This is a genomic window from Streptomyces sp. 2114.4 (assembly GCF_900187385.1).
Lineage (GTDB): Bacteria > Actinomycetota > Actinomycetes > Streptomycetales > Streptomycetaceae > Streptomyces > Streptomyces mooreae.
Genome location: NZ_FYEY01000001.1, coordinates 353356 through 373017 on the forward strand (window position 1 = coordinate 353356; position 19662 = coordinate 373017).

Here is a 19662-nt window from a genome sequence, read left to right on the forward strand (position 1 = left end):
TCAAGATCCAGTTGCGACGCAATGCCTAGCCGGGCAGGGCGAAGCGTTCTTTGAGGATGTCCAGGCCGGCGGCGCAGATGTTGTCGCCGAAGTGCTTCTCGATCTCGGAGACCAGTTCGTCGGCGGCCTCGTATGTCGCGGCCCAGCGGATCTCGGCGCCTGCGTCGTGCGGGTGCACGGACAGCGTGGAGACGTAGTCAGAGACGGGGACGGCGGATTCATGGATGGTGTAACGGAGCATCCGGCGCGAGTCGTCCTTCTCCAGGAGCCGCTCCCTGATGACCACTTGGCCGTTGACCACCACGTGCCGTCGCCGCGCAGTACGGCGTCGGCGCCGCCGTCGATGAAGACGACCTGGCCGGTGACCAGTTCGTTCTCGGGAGAGGTGAGCCAGTTCAGGAGGGGTGCGATCTGTGCCGGCTGGGCGTGGCCATGGAGCGGCATGGGGACGGTCTCGTCGACGATCTTGCGTACGTCGGGGCTGGCCAGCATGGGTTCAGTCATGGGGGTGATGACCGTTCCGGGGGCGATCGCGTTGAGAGGGATGCCGGCGCCCGCCCAGTCTGCGGTCACGGCGGTGCGGCGTATCCATCGGGCGATGGCGGCCTTGGTCGAGCCGTAGATCGCATAGCCCTCGCCCCGATCGACGGCTGGTCGAGCCGTCCAACGCTCAACTCGCCTGCGCGCCGGACCAGTTGCGCCCGGCCATCGGGGGTAGCGAGGTCCGCGACGATATCGGTGTCCTTGAGGTCGGCGTCGATGACCGTGTTCCCCTGCTCCTTGAGCCGGGTGGCCGTGGCCTTGCCGATGCCGGAGGCGGCTCCGGTGATGAGGTAAGTGCGGGACATGGCCGGCTCCTTCGCTGACGCTGTACGTTCACCGGTCACTGGTCACCGCGCGTCGGCCGTTGGCGGTACGCCGCCGACCGCCGACCACCGCGCGGCACCACCGGCGCACAGGCAGGCAGGGGCAGCGCGACAGCACGGGACAGCGGATGGATCGACCACTGGTCGGCCCGCTCCCGATCAGTCTCTGATCAACCTACGCTTTTATGGCACGACATGCCACAAATTCCGTCTGTGACAATAAGGGCCGAGGTGAAGCACGGCAAGGAGCACACAATGACGGCAGCGCGGGGCCGCCCGTCCCTGACGGAACAGCGGCGCCTTCAGACTCGGCTGGAGATCGCGGAGGCCGCGGCGACCCTGTTCGCCGACCGCGGTTATGACACGACGACGGTCGAGGACATCGCCTCGGCCGCGGGCATCTCCCTGCGCACCTTCTACCGCTACTGCCCGGCGAAGGAGGACGCCCTCACCCCCCTCTTCGCCTCCAGCGTCGGCCAACTCGTGGACGTCCTCGCGGAACATCCGGCCGAAGAACCGCTCAGTGCCGCCGTCGAAGCATCCTTCGGGACGGAGACGGCCGGGCGGCGCTTGGACACCGCCCGGGCCCGTCGGCTGGTCCGGGTCCTGGGGACCGTCCCCGTCCTGAAGATGCGCTGGCTCGCCGCGGGGCGGGAGATGCAGGAACGGCTCGCTCCCGCGTTGGCATCCCGTGTGGACGCCCCTCTCGACAGTCTCGATTCGAAGTGCGTCTGCTGACCACCGCGGTGCTGGATGCCTTCACCGTCACCATGGAGCACTGGGCCTGGCAGGACGAGCCCGAGGAACTCATCGATCTGCTGCGCCGCGCGCTGGCGTTCCTGCGGCTCGACGAACTCCGGGCGAAGCCCTGGCCCCCCGTCGACGAGTAGTCAGCGCCGCCCATGCCGTCGTGCACTTGCCGCGATGCTCCCCTCCCGCAGGCGCCGTCGACAGACGTCGAACTCGTAGCCGCGGTCGGCGTAGAGAGTCCGGCGTCACTGTCTGATTGGGAGTACGAGCGGTTACGGGAGGGCCCGATCGCTAACTGCTGCCGGGCGGCTGCACCACAGCAGCCCAAGAACCTCCTGTGGGTGGTGCACGGAGGAGCGCGGCTCCCTGCCAGTTCGTTGCCGGAACGCTCTGACCTGCGCTAACGTCCACGACGATTGCCGCCCAGGACCGCCCGCGTAGCGGCTGGATCGGCGTTGGCCGCATGGGATTCCAGCTGGCTGCGCGGCTGCTGAACGCGGGGTACGACGTAGCCGTCCGCAACAGGACGCGCGCCAAGGCCGAACCGCCGGCTGAGCGGGGAGCGACGATCGCCGAGCGGCCGGTTGACCTGGCCGACCGGGACGTCGTCTTCACCATGGTCGCCGCCTCGGCCGCCCTGGAGGCGGTCACCACGGGTCCCGACGGCGTGCTGACCTCGCCGGATGCCACGCCGGGGATCCTGATCCACAGCTCCGCGGTGTCCCGCCGGGTGTCCGCGCTGATCCGGAACAAAGCCGCCGGCCACGGGAACGACTTCCTGGCGGCCACGGTCAGCGGGAACCCGCGGCGCTGTTCCCCACCACGCTCGCGGTAGCCCGGTGGTGCGGGGCGGACGGGGAACCTCGCGGCCGGCGGAGGCTTGCGGCGCGGGCCCGTGGGTGCACATGCGCCGCTGTCCGCCGCGCGCCACAGTGAGAGATGCGGCCTCCGTGGAAAGGTGGGCGGCCCCGTGACCAACCAGAACAAGCTGTCTACGTACCGTGGCAAGCGGCACTTCGACCGGACCGGGGAGCCGCGGGGCGGGCGGGCCCTGTCCGGGGACGCGCCGTGCTTCGTGGTGCAGATCCATGACGCCAGTACGCTGCACTTCGACTTCCGGCTGGAGGTCGACGGCGTACTGAAGTCGTGGTCCGTACCGAAGGGGCCGTCTGCCGACCCGCAGGACAAGCGGCTGGCGATGCCCACCGAGGACCACCCGCTGGAGTACCGGGATTTCGAGGGGGTCATCGCGGAGGGGGAGTACGGCGCAGGCACCGTGATCGTCTGGGACGAGGGCAGCTACCGGCCTCTGCCGGGGAAGAAGGGCCGCAGCCGTACCTTCAGCGAGGCGTTGGAGCGGGGCCATGCGTCGTTCTGGCTCGACGGCAGCAAGCTGCACGGCGGCTATGCGCTCACCCGCTTCCGCGGCGGCGGCCCCGGGGAGCGGGAGGCCTGGCTGCTGGTCAAGGAGAGCGACGAGCGGGCCGGACGCCGCGGCACCCCCGATGCCCGCCGGGCCCGGTCCGTCCGCAGCGGCCGGACCCTCGGTCGCGTCACCCAGGAGGAGACCGGGGAGCAGGGGAGCCCGTGATGAGCAGCGCCCACGACCTGCTGGACGCCCTGCCCGCGGCCAAGCGGGCCACCGGCCGCTCGCTGCCCCGGCGCTCCTCGGACTGGATCGGACTCAAGTGCGCGCAGGGCCAGGAGCTGGTCGGCGGCGGCTTCACCGAACCGGCCGGCAGCAGAACCGGATTCGGAGCCCTGCTCCTCGGCTACCCCGCGGACGCCGACCTGCTGCGCCCTGCGCGGTTCCTCGGCCTGCGCGACGACAAGCGGCCCGAGGACGTGGCCCGCGAACGTCCGGCCCGGGGTTGACCGGGGGCCGCGCCATGTCGGACACCGCACTCATCGTGATCGACATGCTCAACTCCTACGACCACGAGGACGCCGAACTGCTCCTGCCCTCGGTACGTACGGTGCTGCCGCGCCTGACTGCACTGATCGAACGGGCCCGGCGCAGCGACACCGAGGTCATTTACGTCAACGACAATTTCGGGCTGTGGCGCTCGCACCACGACGAGCTGCTGGACACCGTGCTCAGCGGCCCGCACACGGACCTGGTGGAGCCGCTGCGGCCGGATGAGAACTCCTTGTTCGTGGTCAAGGCGCGGCACTCGATCTTCTACGAGACACCCCTGGAGTATCTCCTGCGCCAACATGGCATCGACACGATCGTGCTCTGCGGTCAGGTCACCGAACAGTGCGTGCTCTACTCGGCGCTCGACGCACATATCCGGCACATCGGCGTCACCGTCGTCGAGGATGCCTGTGCCCATATCCACCGGGATCTCGCGGAAGCGGCCCTGCGCATGATGGAACGCAATATGCAGGCCCGTATCGTCAGCTCCACCGCCGAGGAAATCTTCTGAGCAGGAAGCACGAGCCACGACACGCGCATGCGGCGCGCGGTCTGCCGCGTCCCTCGGGTCGCGGGTGGACTGGCCCCGGGAGGCGGCAGGTGACTGCTCTCGGCCGGGTCCCTGACCGCACTCCCCCTCGGCCGCCTGTACTCCTCTTCGGCGCACGTTCGCGATGCCCGTCGAGAGGCCCGCAGACCTGGACCGCCCTAGGCTTCACTCAGCGGCTACGTCTCGTCGGCACGCAGGAGGCTCGTATGGCCGTGCGGCATCGGCTGATCAGGAAACCCCCCGAGGACGTGTGGGCTGTCCTGTCCGACGCGTCGCGTTTCAGCGACTGGGTGGTGGGCCCTTCGGCTACGGCCGAGAAGAGCGGCAACTGGCCGCAGTGCGGCTCCACGCTGGAATACACCCTGCGTGTGGGACCGTGGTCGCTGTCCGGCGAGACCATCGTGCGTCGCCACGAAGCACCGCGGCTCCTCGAGCTAGAGGTCGACAGCGGGTGGCTGGGCACGGCAAGGATCGCCATCGAGGTCCGTCCCTGGGGAGAGAACACTCTGGTGATCTTCGACGAACACCCGCTGCGCGGTCCCGGCGGGCTGCTGCACAACAGCGCGGTCGACGCCGTGCTGCAGCTGCGCAACCGCAGCATGCTCGATCGCCTCGCCAAGACCGCCGCGGCCCCGGAGGAAGTCGCCGGGAGACCTGGCTGAGGCCGGCGAACCGGATCAGCCCAGCTGACGAGCAGGGGCGAAGTGGAGGGATGATGCCGGACGCAGTGGTGATCGGCGCTGGGCCCAACGGGCTCGTCGCGGCAAACCTTCTCGCCGATGCCGGCTGGTCGGTGGAGGTGCTGGAAGCCCAGAGCGAACCGGGCGGAGCAGTCCGCAGTGACCGCGAAGTCCACCCCGACTACGTCAATGATCTCGGTAGCTCCTTCTATCCGCTGGCCGCCGCCTCGCCCGTCCTGGCCACCCTCGATCTGCACGTCGAGGGGCTGCGTTGGAGTCACGCCCCGCGGGTGCTGGCCCACCCGCTGCCCGATGGCCGGTGCGCCGTGCTGGACCGGGACCGGGGCCGGACCGCGGCGGCCATGGACGCCTTCGCCTCCGGCGACGGAGCGGCCTGGCACCACCTCTGCCGGATCTGGGACAGCATCGGGCCCGACCTCCTGGGCGCCCTTTTCACGCCGTTCCCGCCGGTGCGATCCGCAGCCCGACTCGCCGCCCGACTGCGCGGCGCCGGCGGCCTCCGCCTTGCCCGGACGATGCTGCTGCCCGTGCGGCAACTGGGTGAAGAGGAGTTCAGCGGGGACGCGGGACGGCTGCTCCTCGCCGGCAACGCCCTCCATGCCGACCTCGCTCCGGAGGCCGCCGGCAGTGGGGGCTTCGGCTGGCTGATGACCATGCTCGGGCAGACTCATGGCTTTCCCGTGCCGGTGGGCGGAGCCGGAGCTCTTACCGCGGCGCTGGTGAGACGGCTCCGGCGCCGCGGCGGCGCATTGCGCTGCGGTGAGCGCGTCGTCGAGGTCGTCGTACGCGCGGGCCGGGCCGTGGCGGTGCGCACGGCGAACGGCGAGTGCGTCCCGGCGGGCCGCGCCGTGCTCGCGGACGTCTCGGTTACCTCCCTGTACGGAGATCTCGTGGACCACCGCCATCTGCCGGGCCGTCTCGTGCAGGACCTGCGCCGCTTCCAGTGGGACTTCGCCACCTTCAAGGTCGATTGGGCCCTCGACAAGCCCGTGCCCTGGGCAGCCGGGGAGGCATCGTCCGCGGGCACCGTGCACGTGGCCGACAGCGTCGATGCGCTCACCCGCTTCGCGGCGCAGATCGCCATGGGGCAGGTGCCCGACCGGCCCTTCGCGCTCTTCGGCCAGATGACCACAGCGGATCCCTGCCGCTCCCCCGCCGGCACCGAGTCGGCGTGGGCCTATACCCATGTGCCGCAGCGGGTTCGCGGTGATGCCGGGGCGGACGGCATCACCGGAGTGTGGAACCTGCGGGAGCAGGAAGCCATGGCGGACCGCATGGAAAGCCAAGTGGAACGGTTCGCGCCGGGCTTTCGCTCGCGTATCCAAGCGCGCCGGATCCTTGCGCCGCCGACGTTGCAGGCGCTCGACTCCAACCTGCAGGGCGGGGCCATCAACGGAGGAACCGCATCCCTGCACCAACAGTTGGTGTTCCGGCCTCTTCCTGGCACGGGGCGACCGGAGACACCCGTCAAGGGCCTGTTCCTGGCTTCCGCCGGCGCCCACCCTGGAGGAGGCGTTCACGGGGCACCCGGCGCGAACGCCGCGCGGGCGGCACTGCGCAAGCTGTCCCCGAGTGTGGTCCTCTCGCTGGCTCAACGTGCACTGACCCCCCGAAGCCGGAACGACGACCCACGGCAGGGACGCCGTTGAGCGGCTGGACGCCATCGAGCGCGCCCCGCGGGTGGCCGTTCTCTCCACGTGGAGGCTTCGGCGTACAGGGGGAAGAGCGGCAGCCACCACTCCGCGTACATCGGGCGAGCCCGGGTACTCGGGCGTCAATTGGTACTCGGGTCGCTGTACTGGCACCCCGGGGCGACCCTGGGAGGGGAGCCCCAGGCGGGCCGGGTTGTCCTGCCATGGGGTCGCTCCCAGCGAAGAGAGCACTCGTCCGGAGGTGTACGAGATGGGCCTGCGCACCTGGGTCACCGAGTGGCCCGTGTACCGGCAGCTCACCGGCAACGACCCGCTCGGACGTGGGAGCGCCGCCCGTTCCGCCCGCACCGAGGCTCTGCGACCGCGCACCGACCGGGCCGACAGGGTCGTGCAGTCGGTGTGCCCGTACTGCGCCGTCGGCTGCGGTCAGCAGGTCTACGTCAAGGACGACCGCGTCGTGCAGATCGAGGGCGACCCGGACTCCCCGGTCAGCCGGGGTCGGCTGTGCCCCAAGGGCTCCGCCTCCCTCCAGCTCACCACCGGCGCCGCACGTCTGCACCACGTTCTCTACCGTCGGCCGCACGGCAGGGACTGGGAGCCGCTCGACTTGGAGACCGCCATGGACATGGTGGCCGAGCGAGTGGTCCGGACCCGTGCCGAGACCTGGGAGTGGGAGCGCGACGGCGTGCGCACTGCGCGCACCATGGGCCTCGCGAGCCTGGGCGGAGCGACCCTCGACAACGAGGAGAACTACCTGATCAAGAAGCTGCTGACCGGCCTGGGGGTCGTGCAGGTCGAGAACCAGGCTCGCGTGTGCCACAGCTCGACGGTCGCCGGCCTCGGTACCTCCTTCGGACGTGGCGGCGCCACGACCTTCATGCAGGATCTCCAGCACTCCGACTGCATCGTGATCCAGGGCTCCAACTACGCGGAGGCTCACCCGGTCGGCTTCCAGTGGGTCATGGAAGCCAAGGCGCGCGGAGCCAAGATCATTCACGTCGACCCCCGTTACACCCGGACGAGCGCCCTTGCCGACCTCCACGTCCCGATCCGCGCCGGCAGCGACATCGTGTTCCTCGGGGCGCTGATCAATCACGTCCTGACCGAGGGCAAGGACTTCCGCGAGTACGTCCTGCGCTACACCAACGCGGCTTCGCTCGTGGGCGAGGACTTCCGCGACACCGAAGACCTGGGAGGCGTGTTCTCCGGTTTCGACCCCGAGACCGGCACCTACGATCCCGAGAGCTGGCAGTACGACGGCGCCGATGTGCAGGCCCCCGCGGGCGATCCCGACCAGCGCTACGAGGAACGCGTACGCCAGGCCGGTGGCTCGGAGGCGCACGGGTCCGGCGGCCCCCAGGCCCCCGGCCGGCCGCGGCGCGATGACACCCTCCAGCACGAGCGCTGCGTCTACCAGATCCTCAAACGCCACTACGCGCGCTACACACCCGAGCTGGTCGAGGAGACCTGCGGCATCCCCCGGGCGACCTTCCTGGAGGTGTGCGACGCGCTCACCGCCAACTCCGGACGCGACCGGACCAGCGCCTTCTGCTACGCCGTCGGCTGGACGCAGCACACCGTCGGCTCCCAGTACATCCGTGCCGCCTGCGTGCTCCAGCTGCTGCTCGGCAACATCGGGCGGCCCGGCGGAGGCATTCAGGCGCTGCGCGGCCACGCCTCCATCCAGGGCTCCAGCGACATCCCCACCCTCTTCAACCTGCTGCCCGGCTACCTGCCCATGCCGCACGCCCACGCCCACGAGGACCTCGACGCCTTCATCGCCGCCAGCCGCACCGACAAGGGCTTCTGGGGCAACATGCGCGCCTACTTCGTGAGCCTCCTCAAGGCGTACTACGGCGACGCCGCCACCGCCGACAACGACTTCTGCTTCGACCACCTGCCCCGTCTGACCGGCTCGCACAGCACATACGAGACCGTCATGGCGCAGCTCGACGGCGAGTGCAAGGGGTACTTCCTCATGGGGGAGAATCCGGCGGTCGGCTCCGCCAACACCCGCCTGCAGCGCCTGGGGATGGCGCAGCTCGACTGGCTCGTGGTGCGCGACTTCTCGCTCATCGAATCGGCGACGTGGTGGAAGGACGGACCCGAGATCGCCACGGGTGAGATGCGCACCGAGGACATCGGCACCGAGGTCTTCTTCTTCCCCGCCGCCGCACACACCGAGAAGTCCGGCTCCTTCACCAACACCAACCGCTGGGTCCAGTGGCACCAGGCCGCTGTCGAACCCGAGGGCGAGGCGCGCAGCGACCTGTGGTTCATGTACCACCTCGGACGCCGCGTCAAGGAGCTCCTCAAGGACTCCACCGACCCCCGGGACCGGCCCGTCCAGGACCTCACGTGGGACTACCCCGTGGACGGCCCGCTGCGCGAGCCCGTCGCCGCGGCCGTTCTCGCCGAGATCAACGGCCATGGTCCGGACGGTGCCCCGCTGTCGGCCTACACCCAGCTGAAGGACGACGGCTCCACGAACTGCGGCTGCTGGATCTACTGCGGGATCTACGCCGACGGCGTCAACCAGGCCGACCGCCGCAAGCCGCACACCGAGCAGAGCTGGACCGCACTGGAGTGGGCCTGGGCCTGGCCCGCCAACCGCCGCATCCTCTACAACCGGGCCTCCGCCGATCCTGAGGGCCGGCCCTGGAGCACACGTAAGGCCTATGTGTGGTGGGACAGCGACGCCGGCCGCTGGACGGGGCACGATGTGCCCGACTTCATCCCCGACCTCGATCCGGCACACGTCCCGCCCGAGGACGCGGTCGGGCCCGAGGCGCTGCGCGGCGACGACCCGTTCATCATGCAGGCCGACGGCAAAGGCTGGCTCTACGTGCCCGCGGGGCTGGAGGACGGGCCGCTGCCCACGCACTACGAGCCGCAGGATTCACCCTTCCCCAACCTGCTGTACCCGGGCGTCGACCGGTCGCCGGCCCGCAAGACCCTGCCCCGCGAGGGCAACCGCTACCATCCGAGCGGCAACGAGCCGGGCGCCGAGGTCTACCCCTACATCGTCACCACGCACCGCCTGACGGAGCACTTCACCGCAGGAGGCATGAGTCGCTGGTCGCCCTATCTGAGCGCACTGCAACCGGAGTTCTTCTGCGAACTTTCCCCGGAGCTGGCGGCCGAGCGCGGTCTGGAACACGGCGGCTGGGCCACCGTCATCACCGCCCGCAACGCCATCGAGGCCCGCGTCCTGGTCACCGAACGGCTCCGCCCGCTGATCGTGCACGGCCGCCCCGTGCACCAGATCGGGATGCCCTTCCACTGGGGGCCCAATGGTGTCGTGACCGGTGACGCGGCCAACGAGCTCATGGCCATCTCCCTGGACCCCAACGCGCACATCCAGGAGGACAAGGCGCTCACCGCCGACATCAGGCCCGGACGCCGGCCACGCGGCGCCGCCCTGCCCGCGCTCGTGGCCGAGTACCGAGGCCGCGCGGGCATCACCGAGCACACCGGAGTGGAGGAGAGCACATGACGGCCGATCCCGTACCGGACGCCGGGGCCGAGCCACCGGCCCGGTCACTCGTCGACCGGCTCCTGTCCGGCCCCGAGCCCGACCCGGCCGGCGACGCCGGATACGAGGACACCCCGCCCCGCGTCGGGTTCTTCACCGACACCTCCGTGTGCATCGGCTGCAAGGCCTGCGAGGTGGCCTGCAAGGAGTGGAACGCCCTCCCCGAGGACGGGTTCTCCCTCACCGGCATGTCCTACGACAACACCCAGGGGCTCGGAGCGTCCACCTGGCGGCACGTCGCCTTCATCGAACAGAACAAGCCCGTGCACACCGGCCCGCCCGAGCCGGAAGGCCGCACCCTGCTGCCACTCGCCGACGGCCCGGCGCAGACCGAGCCGTCCCAGGAGCCCGGCGGAATGCGGTGGCTCATGTCCTCCGATGTGTGCAAGCACTGCACCCATGCCGCCTGCCTCGACGTCTGCCCCACCGGCTCACTCTTCCGCACCGAGTTCGGGACGGTCGTGGTCCAGGAGGACATCTGCAACGGCTGCGGCTACTGCGTCCCGGCCTGCCCGTACGGTGTGATCGAGCAACGCGCGGAAGACGGCCGGGCGTTCAAATGCACGATGTGTTACGACCGGCTCGGGGCCGGGCAGGAGCCGGCCTGCGCCAAGGCGTGCCCCACGGATTCCATCCAGTTCGGCCCCCTCGACGAACTGCGGGAACGTGCCGCCCTTCGCGTGGAACAACTCCAGGCGTCCGGCGTACCCGAGGCGCGTCTGTACGGACACGAACCGGATGACGGAGTGGGCGGTGACGGTGCCTTCTTCCTGCTTTTGGACGAACCCGAGGTCTACGGTCTGCCGCCGGCGCCCGTCGTGACCACCAGGGACCTGCCCGCGATGTGGAGACACGCGGGCGCCGCCGCGCTGTCCCTCCTCGCCGCAGGGGCCCTCTCCCACGTTCTGCCCGCCCTCGGCCGGGCCGCGGGCCTGCGGAAAGGACGCCGATGACCTCGCCTCCCGACGGGCCGCGCGCAGCGCGCCGACAAGGCCCCGGCCGCAAGCGACGGGGCGAGGAACTCATGGTCCCACGCGCCGAGTTCCAGTCCTATTACGGCAGGCCCGTCATCAAGGCGCCGTCCTGGTCGCCCCGTGACATCGCCGGCTACTTCTTCCTCGGCGGTCTCGCGGGAGCCGGATCGGTCCTCGCAGCAGGCGCCCACTTCACGGGGCGTCCCGTGACCGCGACCGCGCTCAAGGTGTCCTCCGTCGGGGCCGCCGGCCTGTCCGTGGCCGCGCTGATCCACGATCTCGGGCGCCCGTCGCGGTTCACCCACATGCTGCGGGTGTTCAAGCCGACCTCGCCGATGAGCGTCGGCTCCTGGCTGCTGGGCGTCTACGGGCCGGCCGCCGGACTCGCCGCCGCCACCGCCGTCAGCGGCACCTTCCGACGTGTGGGTGCCGCCGCGACCCTCGGCGCGGCGCTCACCGGTCCCGCGGTCGCCACGTACACCGCCGTCCTCGCGGCCGACACCGCCGTTCCCGCCTGGCACGGCGCGCACCGCGAACTCCCCTATCTCTTCGCGGCCTCCGCGACCGCCGCGGCCTCGGGGATGGCCCTCGTCGCCGGACCGATCCGCGAGACGGGCCCTGCCCGCTGCGCCGCTGTGCTCGCAGCCGCCGGAGACCTCGCCGCGAGCACAGCCGCCGAGCGTCGCCTGGGCAGCGTCGCCGAGACCTGGCGGGAAGGGCGGGCGGGCACGCTGCTTCGCTGCGCCCGCACGCTCATCGTGGGCGGCGCGGCGGCGGGAATCGCGGCTCCGTTCCTGGGACGCGCCGCACGCCCGGCCGCATCCGTCGCCGGGCTGGCCCTGCTCGCCGGCTCTGCGTGCACCCGCTTCGGGGTCTTCGCGGCGGGGGTCGCCTCGGCCGAGGACCCCCGGCACACCGTCGTACCGCAACGCGAACGACTCGAACGGGAGCGTGCCGCACAGGAAAACGGCGGAGCGTACGACCCGGACAAGGAGTGAACAGTGCAGATCGGCTACAAACTCGCTGCCGAGTCCTTCGGGCCCGAAGAACTGGTACGCCAGGCGGTGCTCGCGGAGCAGGCGGGTTTTGACTTCGTCGAGATGAGCGACCACTACCACCCCTGGCTGGACGTCCAGGGCCACTCCCCCTTCGCCTGGACGGTGCTCGGGACCATCGCCGCCAAGACCGAACGCATCGGCCTGGCAACCGGAGTGACGTGCCCCTCGGTCCGCTATCACCCCGCGATCATCGCGCAGGCGGCCGCAACCCTCGCCCTGCTCTCCGACGGCCGCTTCACGCTCGGCGTGGGCTCGGGGGAACGGCTCAACGAGCACGTGACCGGAGAAGGCTTCCCCCACTCCGTACCTGAGCGGCACGCACGGCTGCGGGAGGCACTGGAGATCATCAGGCTGCTGTGGAGCGGTGGCTACCAGTCCTACGACGGTCGGTATCTGAAGCTGGACGACGCCCGCGTCTTCGACCTCCCCCAAAAACTCCCGCAAATCGTGGTGGCCGCCGGCGGCCCCACCGCGGCCCGTCTCGCCGCCGAGGCCGGAGACGGGCTCTTCGCCACTGAGCCCGCGGGCGAGACCGTGGAGGCATACCGTCGCGCGGGCGGCGACGGTCCGCGGTACGCCGAGGTGCCCATGGCCTGGGCTCCCCACGCGCGCACCGGGGCACAGGCCGCCCTGGAGACCTCACGGTGGGCGGTGACCGGGTGGAAGGTGATGAGCGAGTTGCCCAACCCGACGAACTTCGAGGCCGCCACTGCCACCGTGCGCGAAGAGGACATCCTGTCCACGTTCGCCTGCGGAACCGACCCCGCGAGGTTCCTGCAGGTGGCACAGCCCTTCGTGGACGCGGGCTTCGACCGGCTCGTGGCACAGAACGCCGGGCCGGACCCGGACGGGTTCATGGACTTCTACCGAAGCGAACTGGACCAGCGGCTGCGTGGCTTGCAGCCCGCTGCCGGGTAGTTTTTCCGCTGCGCCCACCCAGGCGCCAAGTCTCCCGCCCCGTTTGTGGCCCGGCCCCGGCAGACCCGCCCCCGTAGCAACCCTGCCGGGCTCTTGCCGGCGTGTGGTTCCAGGTTGAGCTGCCCCTCCGGGTCGGTAGACACATCGACGTCGGACGGCCTCGTCACATGTCTGTCCGCAGAAGATCCCTTGGACTCATTCAAGGGATCCAGGGCGGAGACCAGGTGCAGTGACTACGCGTCACGGACTTTTCGCAGAGCCTGGATGAGCCAGGGGTACACCGGAAGCAGGTTCGGTACGACCTGCCAGCCGTTGACCAGCCACACCAGCCGCCAGTACCGGTCCACCTGGGGGTCGTGTGCTTCTTCGAACTGTCGCGCCATCCAGTTCCGGAATTCCGTGTCGGGGGTGCGCGCGAATACCTCGGCGAAGCGATGTATGAGGGCGTCGATGACGGGTGTGGCCCTGTCGCTGAGCGGATCGATGCCCGACTCCATGGCCGCGGCCACCTTGCGGCGGGTGAAATCCATCAGTTTCTCTCCGGCATCGCTCTCGATGCCGAGCCCGCGCCCGGCGGCCTGCCTCCCGGCCGTCCGGCGCATCCGGGCCCGGAAGTCCTCGTCGCCGACCAGCTCAGCGAGTTCCGCCCACGCGGCGACCTGCTCACTGGACGGATCATCGGGAAGATCTGGAGTGGCAGCGCGCACCATGGCCACTGCCGCCGCGTCGGCATCCGTGGTGCCGAACGTGCCGTCCACGAAATCGTCGATCAGTCGTCGGCGTTCCTCGCCGGACAACCGCGTGAGCCTGTGCATGAGCTTGATCTCCTCGGGATCGGACCCGCGTCTGGCCACGGCTCGCAGAACGCTCTGACGCAGTCGCAGCACCCGGATCTGGACGTCCATGGCGTCGGCGTGCGCCGCGGCGACTTCCGCCACCGAGAGCTCGCGATCCAGTACCCGTTGAATCGTGGCCAGGTTCATGCCCAGCTCGCGCAGGGTGCAGAGGAGTTCCAGGCGCAGCAGTGCGTCGAGGTCGTAGAGCCGATAGCCGGCGGGACTTCGGGTGGTCGGCGCAACCACCCCCGAATCGGAGTAGAACCGGATGGTCCTCACGGACAGGCCGGTCCGCCGGGAAAGCTCCCCGATCGAGTAGAGGGTCGTCACGTCCATGCCCCCACTCTGATGTCTCCAGTCACTGGAGACTCAAGGCTATTTTCCGCCTGGGCTCCGACCGGGACTTCCTGCGTCACCGCTCACCGGCGGTCTACGGCTACGAGCCCTTGGACTCAATCAAGAGTCGGCCGTGCCTGAGCCGCCCGCGGCTCAGCTTCTCCGTTGCAGCCAAGAAGCCTCGATGACGAAGTCAAGCCGCTTGCGTGACCGGCAGGACCCGGGCGAACGGTTCCCACGCACCGGCAGAACACGCGCCGCGCCGACCGGCCTCGCACCGCACCGGCAGAAACGCGCCGCGCCGACCCGCCTCGCACCGCACTCGCAGCACAGGACTGCGCCATCTGCCTTCTGCGTCGCGCAGGTTCCCGGAACCCATGAGGTCATGGGTATACCGCTCCAGCTCACACCTGATCGCTCGCCCGTGAGGAGATCACATGGCAGTCTGCGACGTCTGCGGCAACGACTACACCATGGCCTTTGAGGTCCACGTGGCCGGCGCTGTCCACACCTTCGACAGCCTCGAATGCGCGGCGCACAAAATCGCACCCATCTGCGAAAACTGCGGCTGCCGCATCCTGGGTCACGGCCACCAAGCCGACGGAAAGTTCTTCTGCTGCGCCCACTGCGCCCGGGCAAAGGGCAATACTGCGCTCGCCGACAGCGCTTGACCATGAAACGGCGGCGCAGCGGGACCGAGCCGCTAACCGCTCGTAGTCCTCTGAGGAGGGCGAGAAGGGGCGCCGTGTACACGGTGAGCTGCGGGCAGCCGTTCGCAGCTCACCGTAGAGCGGCTGGCGATCCGTGGCGCCCTGCCCGTCATGTCTCGGCCGGGTTGTAGGTGCGGCTTCACGGGGTGAGGACCGTCTTGACCATGCCGTCTTCCTTGGCCTGGAAGGTCTTGTACGCCTGGGGGCCGTCTTCCAGGGGGAGGGTATGGGTGGCGAAGTGGTCGACTCCCAGGACGTCCTCGTCGTTCAGGAGAGGCAGGATGTCGTCGACCCAGTGCTTGACGTTGGCCTGGCCCATCCTGAGCTGGATCTGCTTGTCGAACAGGGTGAGCATGGGGACGGGATCGACGGCGCCTCCGTAGACGCCGATCAGGGAGATGGTGCCCCCTCGACGCACGGCGTCCACCGCCGTGTTGAAGGCCGTCATGCTGTCCACGCCCGCCCTGGCCATGAGTCGTTCGCCGAGAGCATCGGGCAGTACTGCGGCCATGTTCTGGGCGGCTCGGGTGAGCGGGGCGCCGTGCGCCTCCATGCCGACCGCCTCGATGACGGAGTCCGTGCCGCGGCCGTCGGTGAGCCGACGGATCTCCTCCGCAAGGCCCTTGCCGTGCTCGTTCAGGTCGAGGGTGTGGACCCCTCGTTCGCGGGCCCGCGCGAGCCGTTCGGGGACCAGGTCGACGCCGATTACCTTGCTCGCACCCTGGTGGAGAGCGATGCGGGCGGCCATGTCGCCAATGGGTCCGAGCCCCAGCACGGTGACACTTCCGCCCGGCGGAATGGCCGAGTAGTGGACGGCCTGCCAGGCAGTGGGCAGAACGTCGGAGAGATAGACGAACCGCTGGTCCGGCGGCCCTTTCGGGACCTTGATGGGGAGCGTGTTCCCGAACGGCACACGCAGGAGCTCTGCCTGACCGCCGGGGACCTGGCCGTAGAGCTTGGTGAACCCGAAGAGGGAGGCGCCCATGCCCCGGTCGGTGACCTGGGTCGTCTCACACTGCGATTGAAGGCCGCGCTCGCACATCCAGCACGTGCCGCAGGAGACGTTGAAGGGAACAACCACCCGGTCGCCGACCGAGACCTCGGTGACCTCGGGGCCGGTCTCCTCGACGATGCCCATGGGCTCGTGCCCGAGGATGTCGCCGGGCTCGAGGTACGGGCCGAAGATCTCGTAGAGGTGCAGATCCGACCCGCAGATGCCGGTGGAAGTGACGCGCACGATGATGTCGGTCGGTTCCTGGATTTTCGGGTCGGGAACGGTCTCCACACGCACATCACGCTTTCCGTGCCAGGTCAGAGCTCTCATCGCTACTCCTCACCAGTCCCCCTGCAAAACGGTCCTCGCTACCACCATGCGACCGCCCCCGGGGATGCGCAGCAAGGAATACGGATGGTGATCCCTCAACCACCCTCCGCATCTCCTGCGAGGTTCTGACCGGGATGCGAGCGAATGGCACCGCCGGCTCCGCGTTGCCTGCAGCCGACTGCGCCGCCCCCACCCATACCCCCTCCCCCGCTATGACCGTCCCGCCTTTGGGTCGAGGGTGGCGGGGGTAGCACGCGCGAACGGATGCGGAGCCGACGGGCGCCGACGATCACGTGAGGACGTCCCACGCCAACGGGCAGGCGGACCGAAGGAGGGTATGGCCGACGAGCGAAGTGGTCGAGTCCGGGGGATTGTCCGCTTTCGGCCCGGGTATGCGCCGTGCATGGCTGCTACATCTAACTTCGGGCCAAGAGCTCTGCTGCAGGGCGCGCATCGTCGTCGGCGACCGCGACACACCCGCCTGGGCCGCCGACGTGGCAAGCTCCACCGGAGAGTGCTCGCCTACCGGGACGTGGTGATCTTCCACTCTCCGGCACCGGCGAGTGAGCGGGCGCAAAGTCTGCTGCTGGTGTACATCCGCCGCGTCGTCGGGGAAGTCACCTACGAGGTGTGTGAACACTGCGCGAGCGGGGTGATCACCCAGGTTCACGTCACCACACCATTGCAGGACAGCGGCCTGGGCACACGTGCGGTTTCTCACCTGCGAGCCTGCTACCCCGATATCGCCTGGCGCTGCTGCCTCCCCCAGCGCATGACGCGTGACCTGGCCCATCGCATGCGCCTGCCCAACAACCGTGCCGACCTGGGCTGTCCCCACCTCCAAAACGGCGCCTCTGACAGTCGCGGGAAAAAGAGGCGGGCGAGGGGCTGAGCTAGGGGGTGTCTCCCCGATCTGCGTGGATCAGCCTGCGGCGTCTGGTGCCGTGCATCGCAAGGCGGAGGATCGTCCCCGTACTGGGTGTACGGGGATGGTCCGACAACGCGGCGAGGTGCGGTGCCAGACGTCGCAGGCCCACGGAGATCGGGGAGACACCCCCTAGTCCCGGCACATCGCAGCACCTCGTGCCTGACACGCGAGTTGAAGCCGCCTGCACCGGCGACGAGGGCGTCCACGGCATGCGTCGAGGCCGCCACCAGCGGCGCCGGGACCTCTGGCGCCGACGCGTGAGTCAGCAGCGCGCACCCACGGCGTTCCACGCCCCCCGGCCCGTCCCGTCGGCCCCTGTAGCAGCAACCCCTCTGCGGGCCCTGTACGCCGCGGGCAGCGGCATCATCGACCTGGCCTTCGCCCGCTTCCAGCACTGGCTCTGGCACCCGCTGATCTAGGCAACGGTTGGGCAAGCCGGTGCTGAGGGATCCGGAGGGTGCCTGTGGCCATCCGGTGCTCGGCTTCGATGTCGAAGCTGATCGGGTTGTCCTCCGTGCTCAAGCGTCCGGATGGACGTGGTCCTGCCGGTAGCCGACGTCGCTGCCCGCCGGGGTCTGCTGCTCCGTTTCCACGCGTACTCAGCTGTCCACCCCGGCCTCCCACTTCCGCCGACGCAGTACGTGGTCGCTGAAGAGGTGTCGGCTTCGGTCGAGCAGTTCCCCCACCTCCGCGGCGCGGCATCGCACGTCCGCCGACGGATGCCAGCGCTGCACGGACTCTCCGGCCCAGGCGCGCAGCTTCGCATCAGGGTCCTCCAGCAGACCGACCGCCGCCCGTAGCGCCACGATGCCACCACGCGCGTCGAGCAGCCGGAATGCGCCGACGCGGACGTGCCGCGGCCGCTCGGAGCCGGTGCGTTCCAGGAGCCAGTCGGCGGGCAGTTCCTTCGCCGAGGGCAGCAAGGCGACGGCTGTCTCGCGGACAACGCTGGCGCCAGGGTCGTCGAGGAGCGCCTGCAACTGCTTCGCATCCACGCAGTCCAGTGCCCGCAGTCCGGCCACCGCCCGCGCCCGCACCCCGACCGTCGGGTGCGCGAGCAGCGGCCACAGCAGCCCGGCGTCCGCGCGGTTCCCGCACTCGGCCAGTCCGATGACCGCACCGGGCGGCAACTCGAGGTCGTCCAGTGCCGTGCACCGCTCCCGGTACCAGGCCACCGGATCACCTCCCTGCTGTCGCACGACATACCGGGCGCAAGCACGTACGAGCGCGGACCGGTCGCTGAGAAACAACTTTGCCTGTTCCGACCATCCGGCCCGTCGCAGCGCGGTGACGCCGGCCGCACGCGTACGCGGGTGGCGCGCCGACAGCAGCGGAGGCAGCACATCCTCGTACGCGTCGCCCTCCCCCAGAGCCGTGAGCGCCCCTGTGGCACACAGGTCCTGCACCACGGTGTCCTCGTCCCGGGCGGCCGCGCGGGAAAGCTCAGCGGGACGGAGCAGCCGGCCCTCGACGGCCAGCCGGTACGCGAACCGCCGCACGATGCGGTCGGGGTCAGCGAAGAGAGCAACGAGCTGCTCGTGGGATGCCTGGCGCAGGACCTGCCCGAGCACATCGACACCGAAGGCACCTCTGTCGCGGCGGCCGACGCGGAGGATGAGCGGCGCGAGGTCGCGGGCAGAGTCCACGTCGAGGGCTTCGCGCAGCAATTGCCGGGCGCGTTCGCGTACTTGGCCGACCCAGTCGGCGCAGCGGATCACGACCAGCGGCAGCAGACCGGGGTACCGGGCCGACCGGCCGACCGCCTCCTGACGGATCCGCCCGTCGCGGTGGCAGAGAGCGAGTGCGAGCCAGGACTCGCCGAGCTGAGTCAGATCGGCGGGCAGGGAGCCAAAGTGCTCCCACTCCGGCAGGGACTGCAGGCGGTACCAGGCCACCTCACGCACTCCTGCATCCAGCGCGAGCCAGTCACTGGGGTCGGCGACATCAAGCGTTCCCCGAAGCGGCGCGCCTCCCACGAGTCGCATCGCTGCCGCGGTCCCGCCTTCGGTGCCCTCAAGCATTGCCACCCCCTCCTGTAGCCATACCGAGTGATCGTAAGGTGTGGGGATCGCGCAGGGCGCGCGAAATATGGGCCGTGATCGCCGAGCGTCCGCCAGCCCCGGCGAGGGTGCGAGCGGCGACCACTCCGAGGCGGTCGTACCCCGGTCGGTCTGGCGGAGCGACACCAGCGTGCGCCGAGGGCCCGACAGGGTTTCTCTGCTGGTGGCGTCGATGGCGCGCAGTGCCTCACGCACCTGTGCCGGCTGGGTCTCGGCGATTGCTCCGTTGACGATCAGGCTGTCCCCGTGCGCGAAGCCGGCTCCGGGATCGTCTACGCGCTCTGGCCGCTGATCACCGGCGCTCTCGCCGTGTGGCGTAGGTGGCCGGCCCCCTGCGTAGGTCTGAGCCGGCCAGGGCAACCGGCTTACCGCTGCCGGTTGCCCCGTGCTTGATGTGGGTGCCGCAAGTGCCAGTGGTGTGGTGGGCGCAGCGGACTGGGGCGGCCTGAGCCGTGCCTGTGCCGTCGGCTACGGGGGTGATGACGGCGACGCCAAGCACAACGGCGGTCACCGCGCTCGTTGTCAGAGCACCGGTTTCAGGCAACG

The 19662-nt window shown here is 69.9% G+C and carries 19 protein-coding genes and 2 pseudogenes; 15 read left to right on the forward strand and 6 right to left on the reverse strand.

Annotated features, from left to right (window positions below; translation table 11 throughout):
• Positions 1 to 25: 25 nt before the first annotated feature.
• The 3 genes and pseudogenes from CFW40_RS37740 to CFW40_RS37750 all read right to left on the reverse strand — a co-directional run bounded on the left by CFW40_RS37740 (position 26) and on the right by CFW40_RS37750 (position 848).
• Positions 26 to 304 (reverse strand): SRPBCC family protein, encoded by a 279-nt coding sequence (locus CFW40_RS37740; RefSeq protein ID WP_256331652.1) that lies wholly within the window; start codon positions 302 to 304, stop codon positions 26 to 28.
• 86 nt (positions 305 to 390) lie between these two features.
• Positions 391 to 624 (reverse strand): annotated as a pseudogene (locus CFW40_RS37745) (SDR family oxidoreductase); the annotation flags it as partial.
• Positions 570 to 848 carry a hypothetical protein gene (locus tag CFW40_RS37750; protein WP_256332102.1) on the reverse strand — a complete coding sequence of 93 codons (279 nt, stop codon included), beginning with the start codon at positions 846 to 848 and terminating at the stop codon, positions 570 to 572. The pseudogene CFW40_RS37745 and the gene CFW40_RS37750, both read right to left, overlap by 55 nt.
• A gap of 273 nt (positions 849 to 1121) precedes the next feature.
• Between CFW40_RS37750 and CFW40_RS01605 the strand changes: the two genes are divergently transcribed.
• The 12 genes and pseudogenes from CFW40_RS01605 (at position 1122) to CFW40_RS01655 (ending at position 12922) form a co-directional block, all read left to right on the forward strand.
• A complete protein-coding gene (locus CFW40_RS01605; RefSeq protein ID WP_176956613.1) occupies positions 1122 to 1604 on the forward strand; it encodes a TetR/AcrR family transcriptional regulator in 483 nt (160 codons plus the stop codon).
• Complete coding sequence (locus tag CFW40_RS36915) at positions 1592 to 1756, forward strand: hypothetical protein (protein ID WP_176956612.1); 165 nt, start codon at positions 1592 to 1594, stop codon at positions 1754 to 1756. The genes CFW40_RS01605 and CFW40_RS36915 overlap by 13 nt, the downstream gene beginning before the upstream one ends.
• Before the next feature lie 308 nt (positions 1757 to 2064).
• On the forward strand, positions 2065 to 2451 hold the full coding sequence (locus CFW40_RS01610) for an NAD(P)-binding domain-containing protein (RefSeq protein WP_256331835.1): 387 nt from the start codon (positions 2065 to 2067) through the stop codon (positions 2449 to 2451).
• Between the two features lie 135 nt (positions 2452 to 2586).
• Positions 2587 to 3207 carry a DNA polymerase ligase N-terminal domain-containing protein gene (locus CFW40_RS01615; protein ID WP_088796033.1) on the forward strand — a complete coding sequence of 207 codons (621 nt, stop codon included), beginning with the start codon at positions 2587 to 2589 and terminating at the stop codon, positions 3205 to 3207.
• Between the two features lie 38 nt (positions 3208 to 3245).
• Positions 3246 to 3491, forward strand: a pseudogene (locus CFW40_RS01620) (ATP-dependent DNA ligase); the annotation flags it as partial.
• A gap of 14 nt (positions 3492 to 3505) precedes the next feature.
• Positions 3506 to 4045: an isochorismatase family cysteine hydrolase gene (locus CFW40_RS01625; RefSeq protein WP_088796034.1), complete on the forward strand. Its 540-nt coding sequence runs from the start codon at positions 3506 to 3508 to the stop codon at positions 4043 to 4045.
• Positions 4046 to 4290: 245 nt separating this feature from the next.
• Positions 4291 to 4746 (forward strand): SRPBCC family protein, encoded by a 456-nt coding sequence (locus CFW40_RS01630; protein WP_088796035.1) that lies wholly within the window; start codon positions 4291 to 4293, stop codon positions 4744 to 4746.
• Between the two features lie 53 nt (positions 4747 to 4799).
• Positions 4800 to 6434, forward strand: coding sequence for an NAD(P)/FAD-dependent oxidoreductase (locus tag CFW40_RS01635; RefSeq protein ID WP_088801840.1), 1635 nt, complete (start codon positions 4800 to 4802; stop codon positions 6432 to 6434).
• A 253-nt stretch (positions 6435 to 6687) separates the two neighbouring features.
• Positions 6688 to 9933, forward strand: coding sequence for a formate dehydrogenase (gene fdh / locus CFW40_RS01640; protein ID WP_088796036.1), 3246 nt, complete (start codon positions 6688 to 6690; stop codon positions 9931 to 9933).
• Entirely contained in the window at positions 9930 to 10925 is a 996-nt protein-coding gene (locus CFW40_RS01645) for a 4Fe-4S dicluster domain-containing protein (RefSeq protein WP_088796037.1), read from the forward strand. The genes fdh and CFW40_RS01645 overlap by 4 nt, the downstream gene beginning before the upstream one ends.
• A gap of 71 nt (positions 10926 to 10996) precedes the next feature.
• Positions 10997 to 11944: an NrfD/PsrC family molybdoenzyme membrane anchor subunit gene (nrfD, locus tag CFW40_RS01650; protein ID WP_088796038.1), complete on the forward strand. Its 948-nt coding sequence runs from the start codon at positions 10997 to 10999 to the stop codon at positions 11942 to 11944.
• 3 nt (positions 11945 to 11947) lie between these two features.
• Positions 11948 to 12922: a TIGR03557 family F420-dependent LLM class oxidoreductase gene (locus tag CFW40_RS01655; RefSeq protein ID WP_088796039.1), complete on the forward strand. Its 975-nt coding sequence runs from the start codon at positions 11948 to 11950 to the stop codon at positions 12920 to 12922.
• Between the two features lie 233 nt (positions 12923 to 13155).
• Here the strand turns inward: CFW40_RS01655 and CFW40_RS01660 are convergent, their stop codons facing one another.
• Positions 13156 to 14094 carry a MerR family transcriptional regulator gene (locus CFW40_RS01660; protein ID WP_088796040.1) on the reverse strand — a complete coding sequence of 313 codons (939 nt, stop codon included), beginning with the start codon at positions 14092 to 14094 and terminating at the stop codon, positions 13156 to 13158.
• Positions 14095 to 14531: 437 nt separating this feature from the next.
• Here CFW40_RS01660 and CFW40_RS01665 point away from each other — a divergent pair, with 437 nt between their 5' ends.
• Positions 14532 to 14765 carry a hypothetical protein gene (locus tag CFW40_RS01665; protein WP_088796041.1) on the forward strand — a complete coding sequence of 78 codons (234 nt, stop codon included), beginning with the start codon at positions 14532 to 14534 and terminating at the stop codon, positions 14763 to 14765.
• A 178-nt stretch (positions 14766 to 14943) separates the two neighbouring features.
• Here the strand turns inward: CFW40_RS01665 and CFW40_RS01670 are convergent, their stop codons facing one another.
• A complete protein-coding gene (locus CFW40_RS01670; RefSeq protein ID WP_088796042.1) occupies positions 14944 to 16128 on the reverse strand; it encodes a zinc-dependent alcohol dehydrogenase in 1185 nt (394 codons plus the stop codon).
• Positions 16129 to 16660: 532 nt separating this feature from the next.
• Between CFW40_RS01670 and CFW40_RS01675 the strand changes: the two genes are divergently transcribed.
• The gene (locus tag CFW40_RS01675) at positions 16661 to 17020 is read left to right on the forward strand and encodes an N-acetyltransferase (protein ID WP_143034597.1); all 360 of its coding nucleotides are present in this window, start codon (positions 16661 to 16663) and stop codon (positions 17018 to 17020) included.
• Between the two features lie 293 nt (positions 17021 to 17313).
• Positions 17314 to 17475: a hypothetical protein gene (locus CFW40_RS36920; protein ID WP_176956611.1), complete on the forward strand. Its 162-nt coding sequence runs from the start codon at positions 17314 to 17316 to the stop codon at positions 17473 to 17475.
• A 180-nt stretch (positions 17476 to 17655) separates the two neighbouring features.
• On the opposite strand, the gene CFW40_RS01680 is transcribed toward CFW40_RS36920, so the two are convergent.
• Positions 17656 to 18951: a hypothetical protein gene (locus CFW40_RS01680; RefSeq protein ID WP_088796044.1), complete on the reverse strand. Its 1296-nt coding sequence runs from the start codon at positions 18949 to 18951 to the stop codon at positions 17656 to 17658.
• Positions 18952 to 19662: the final 711 nt, after the last annotated feature.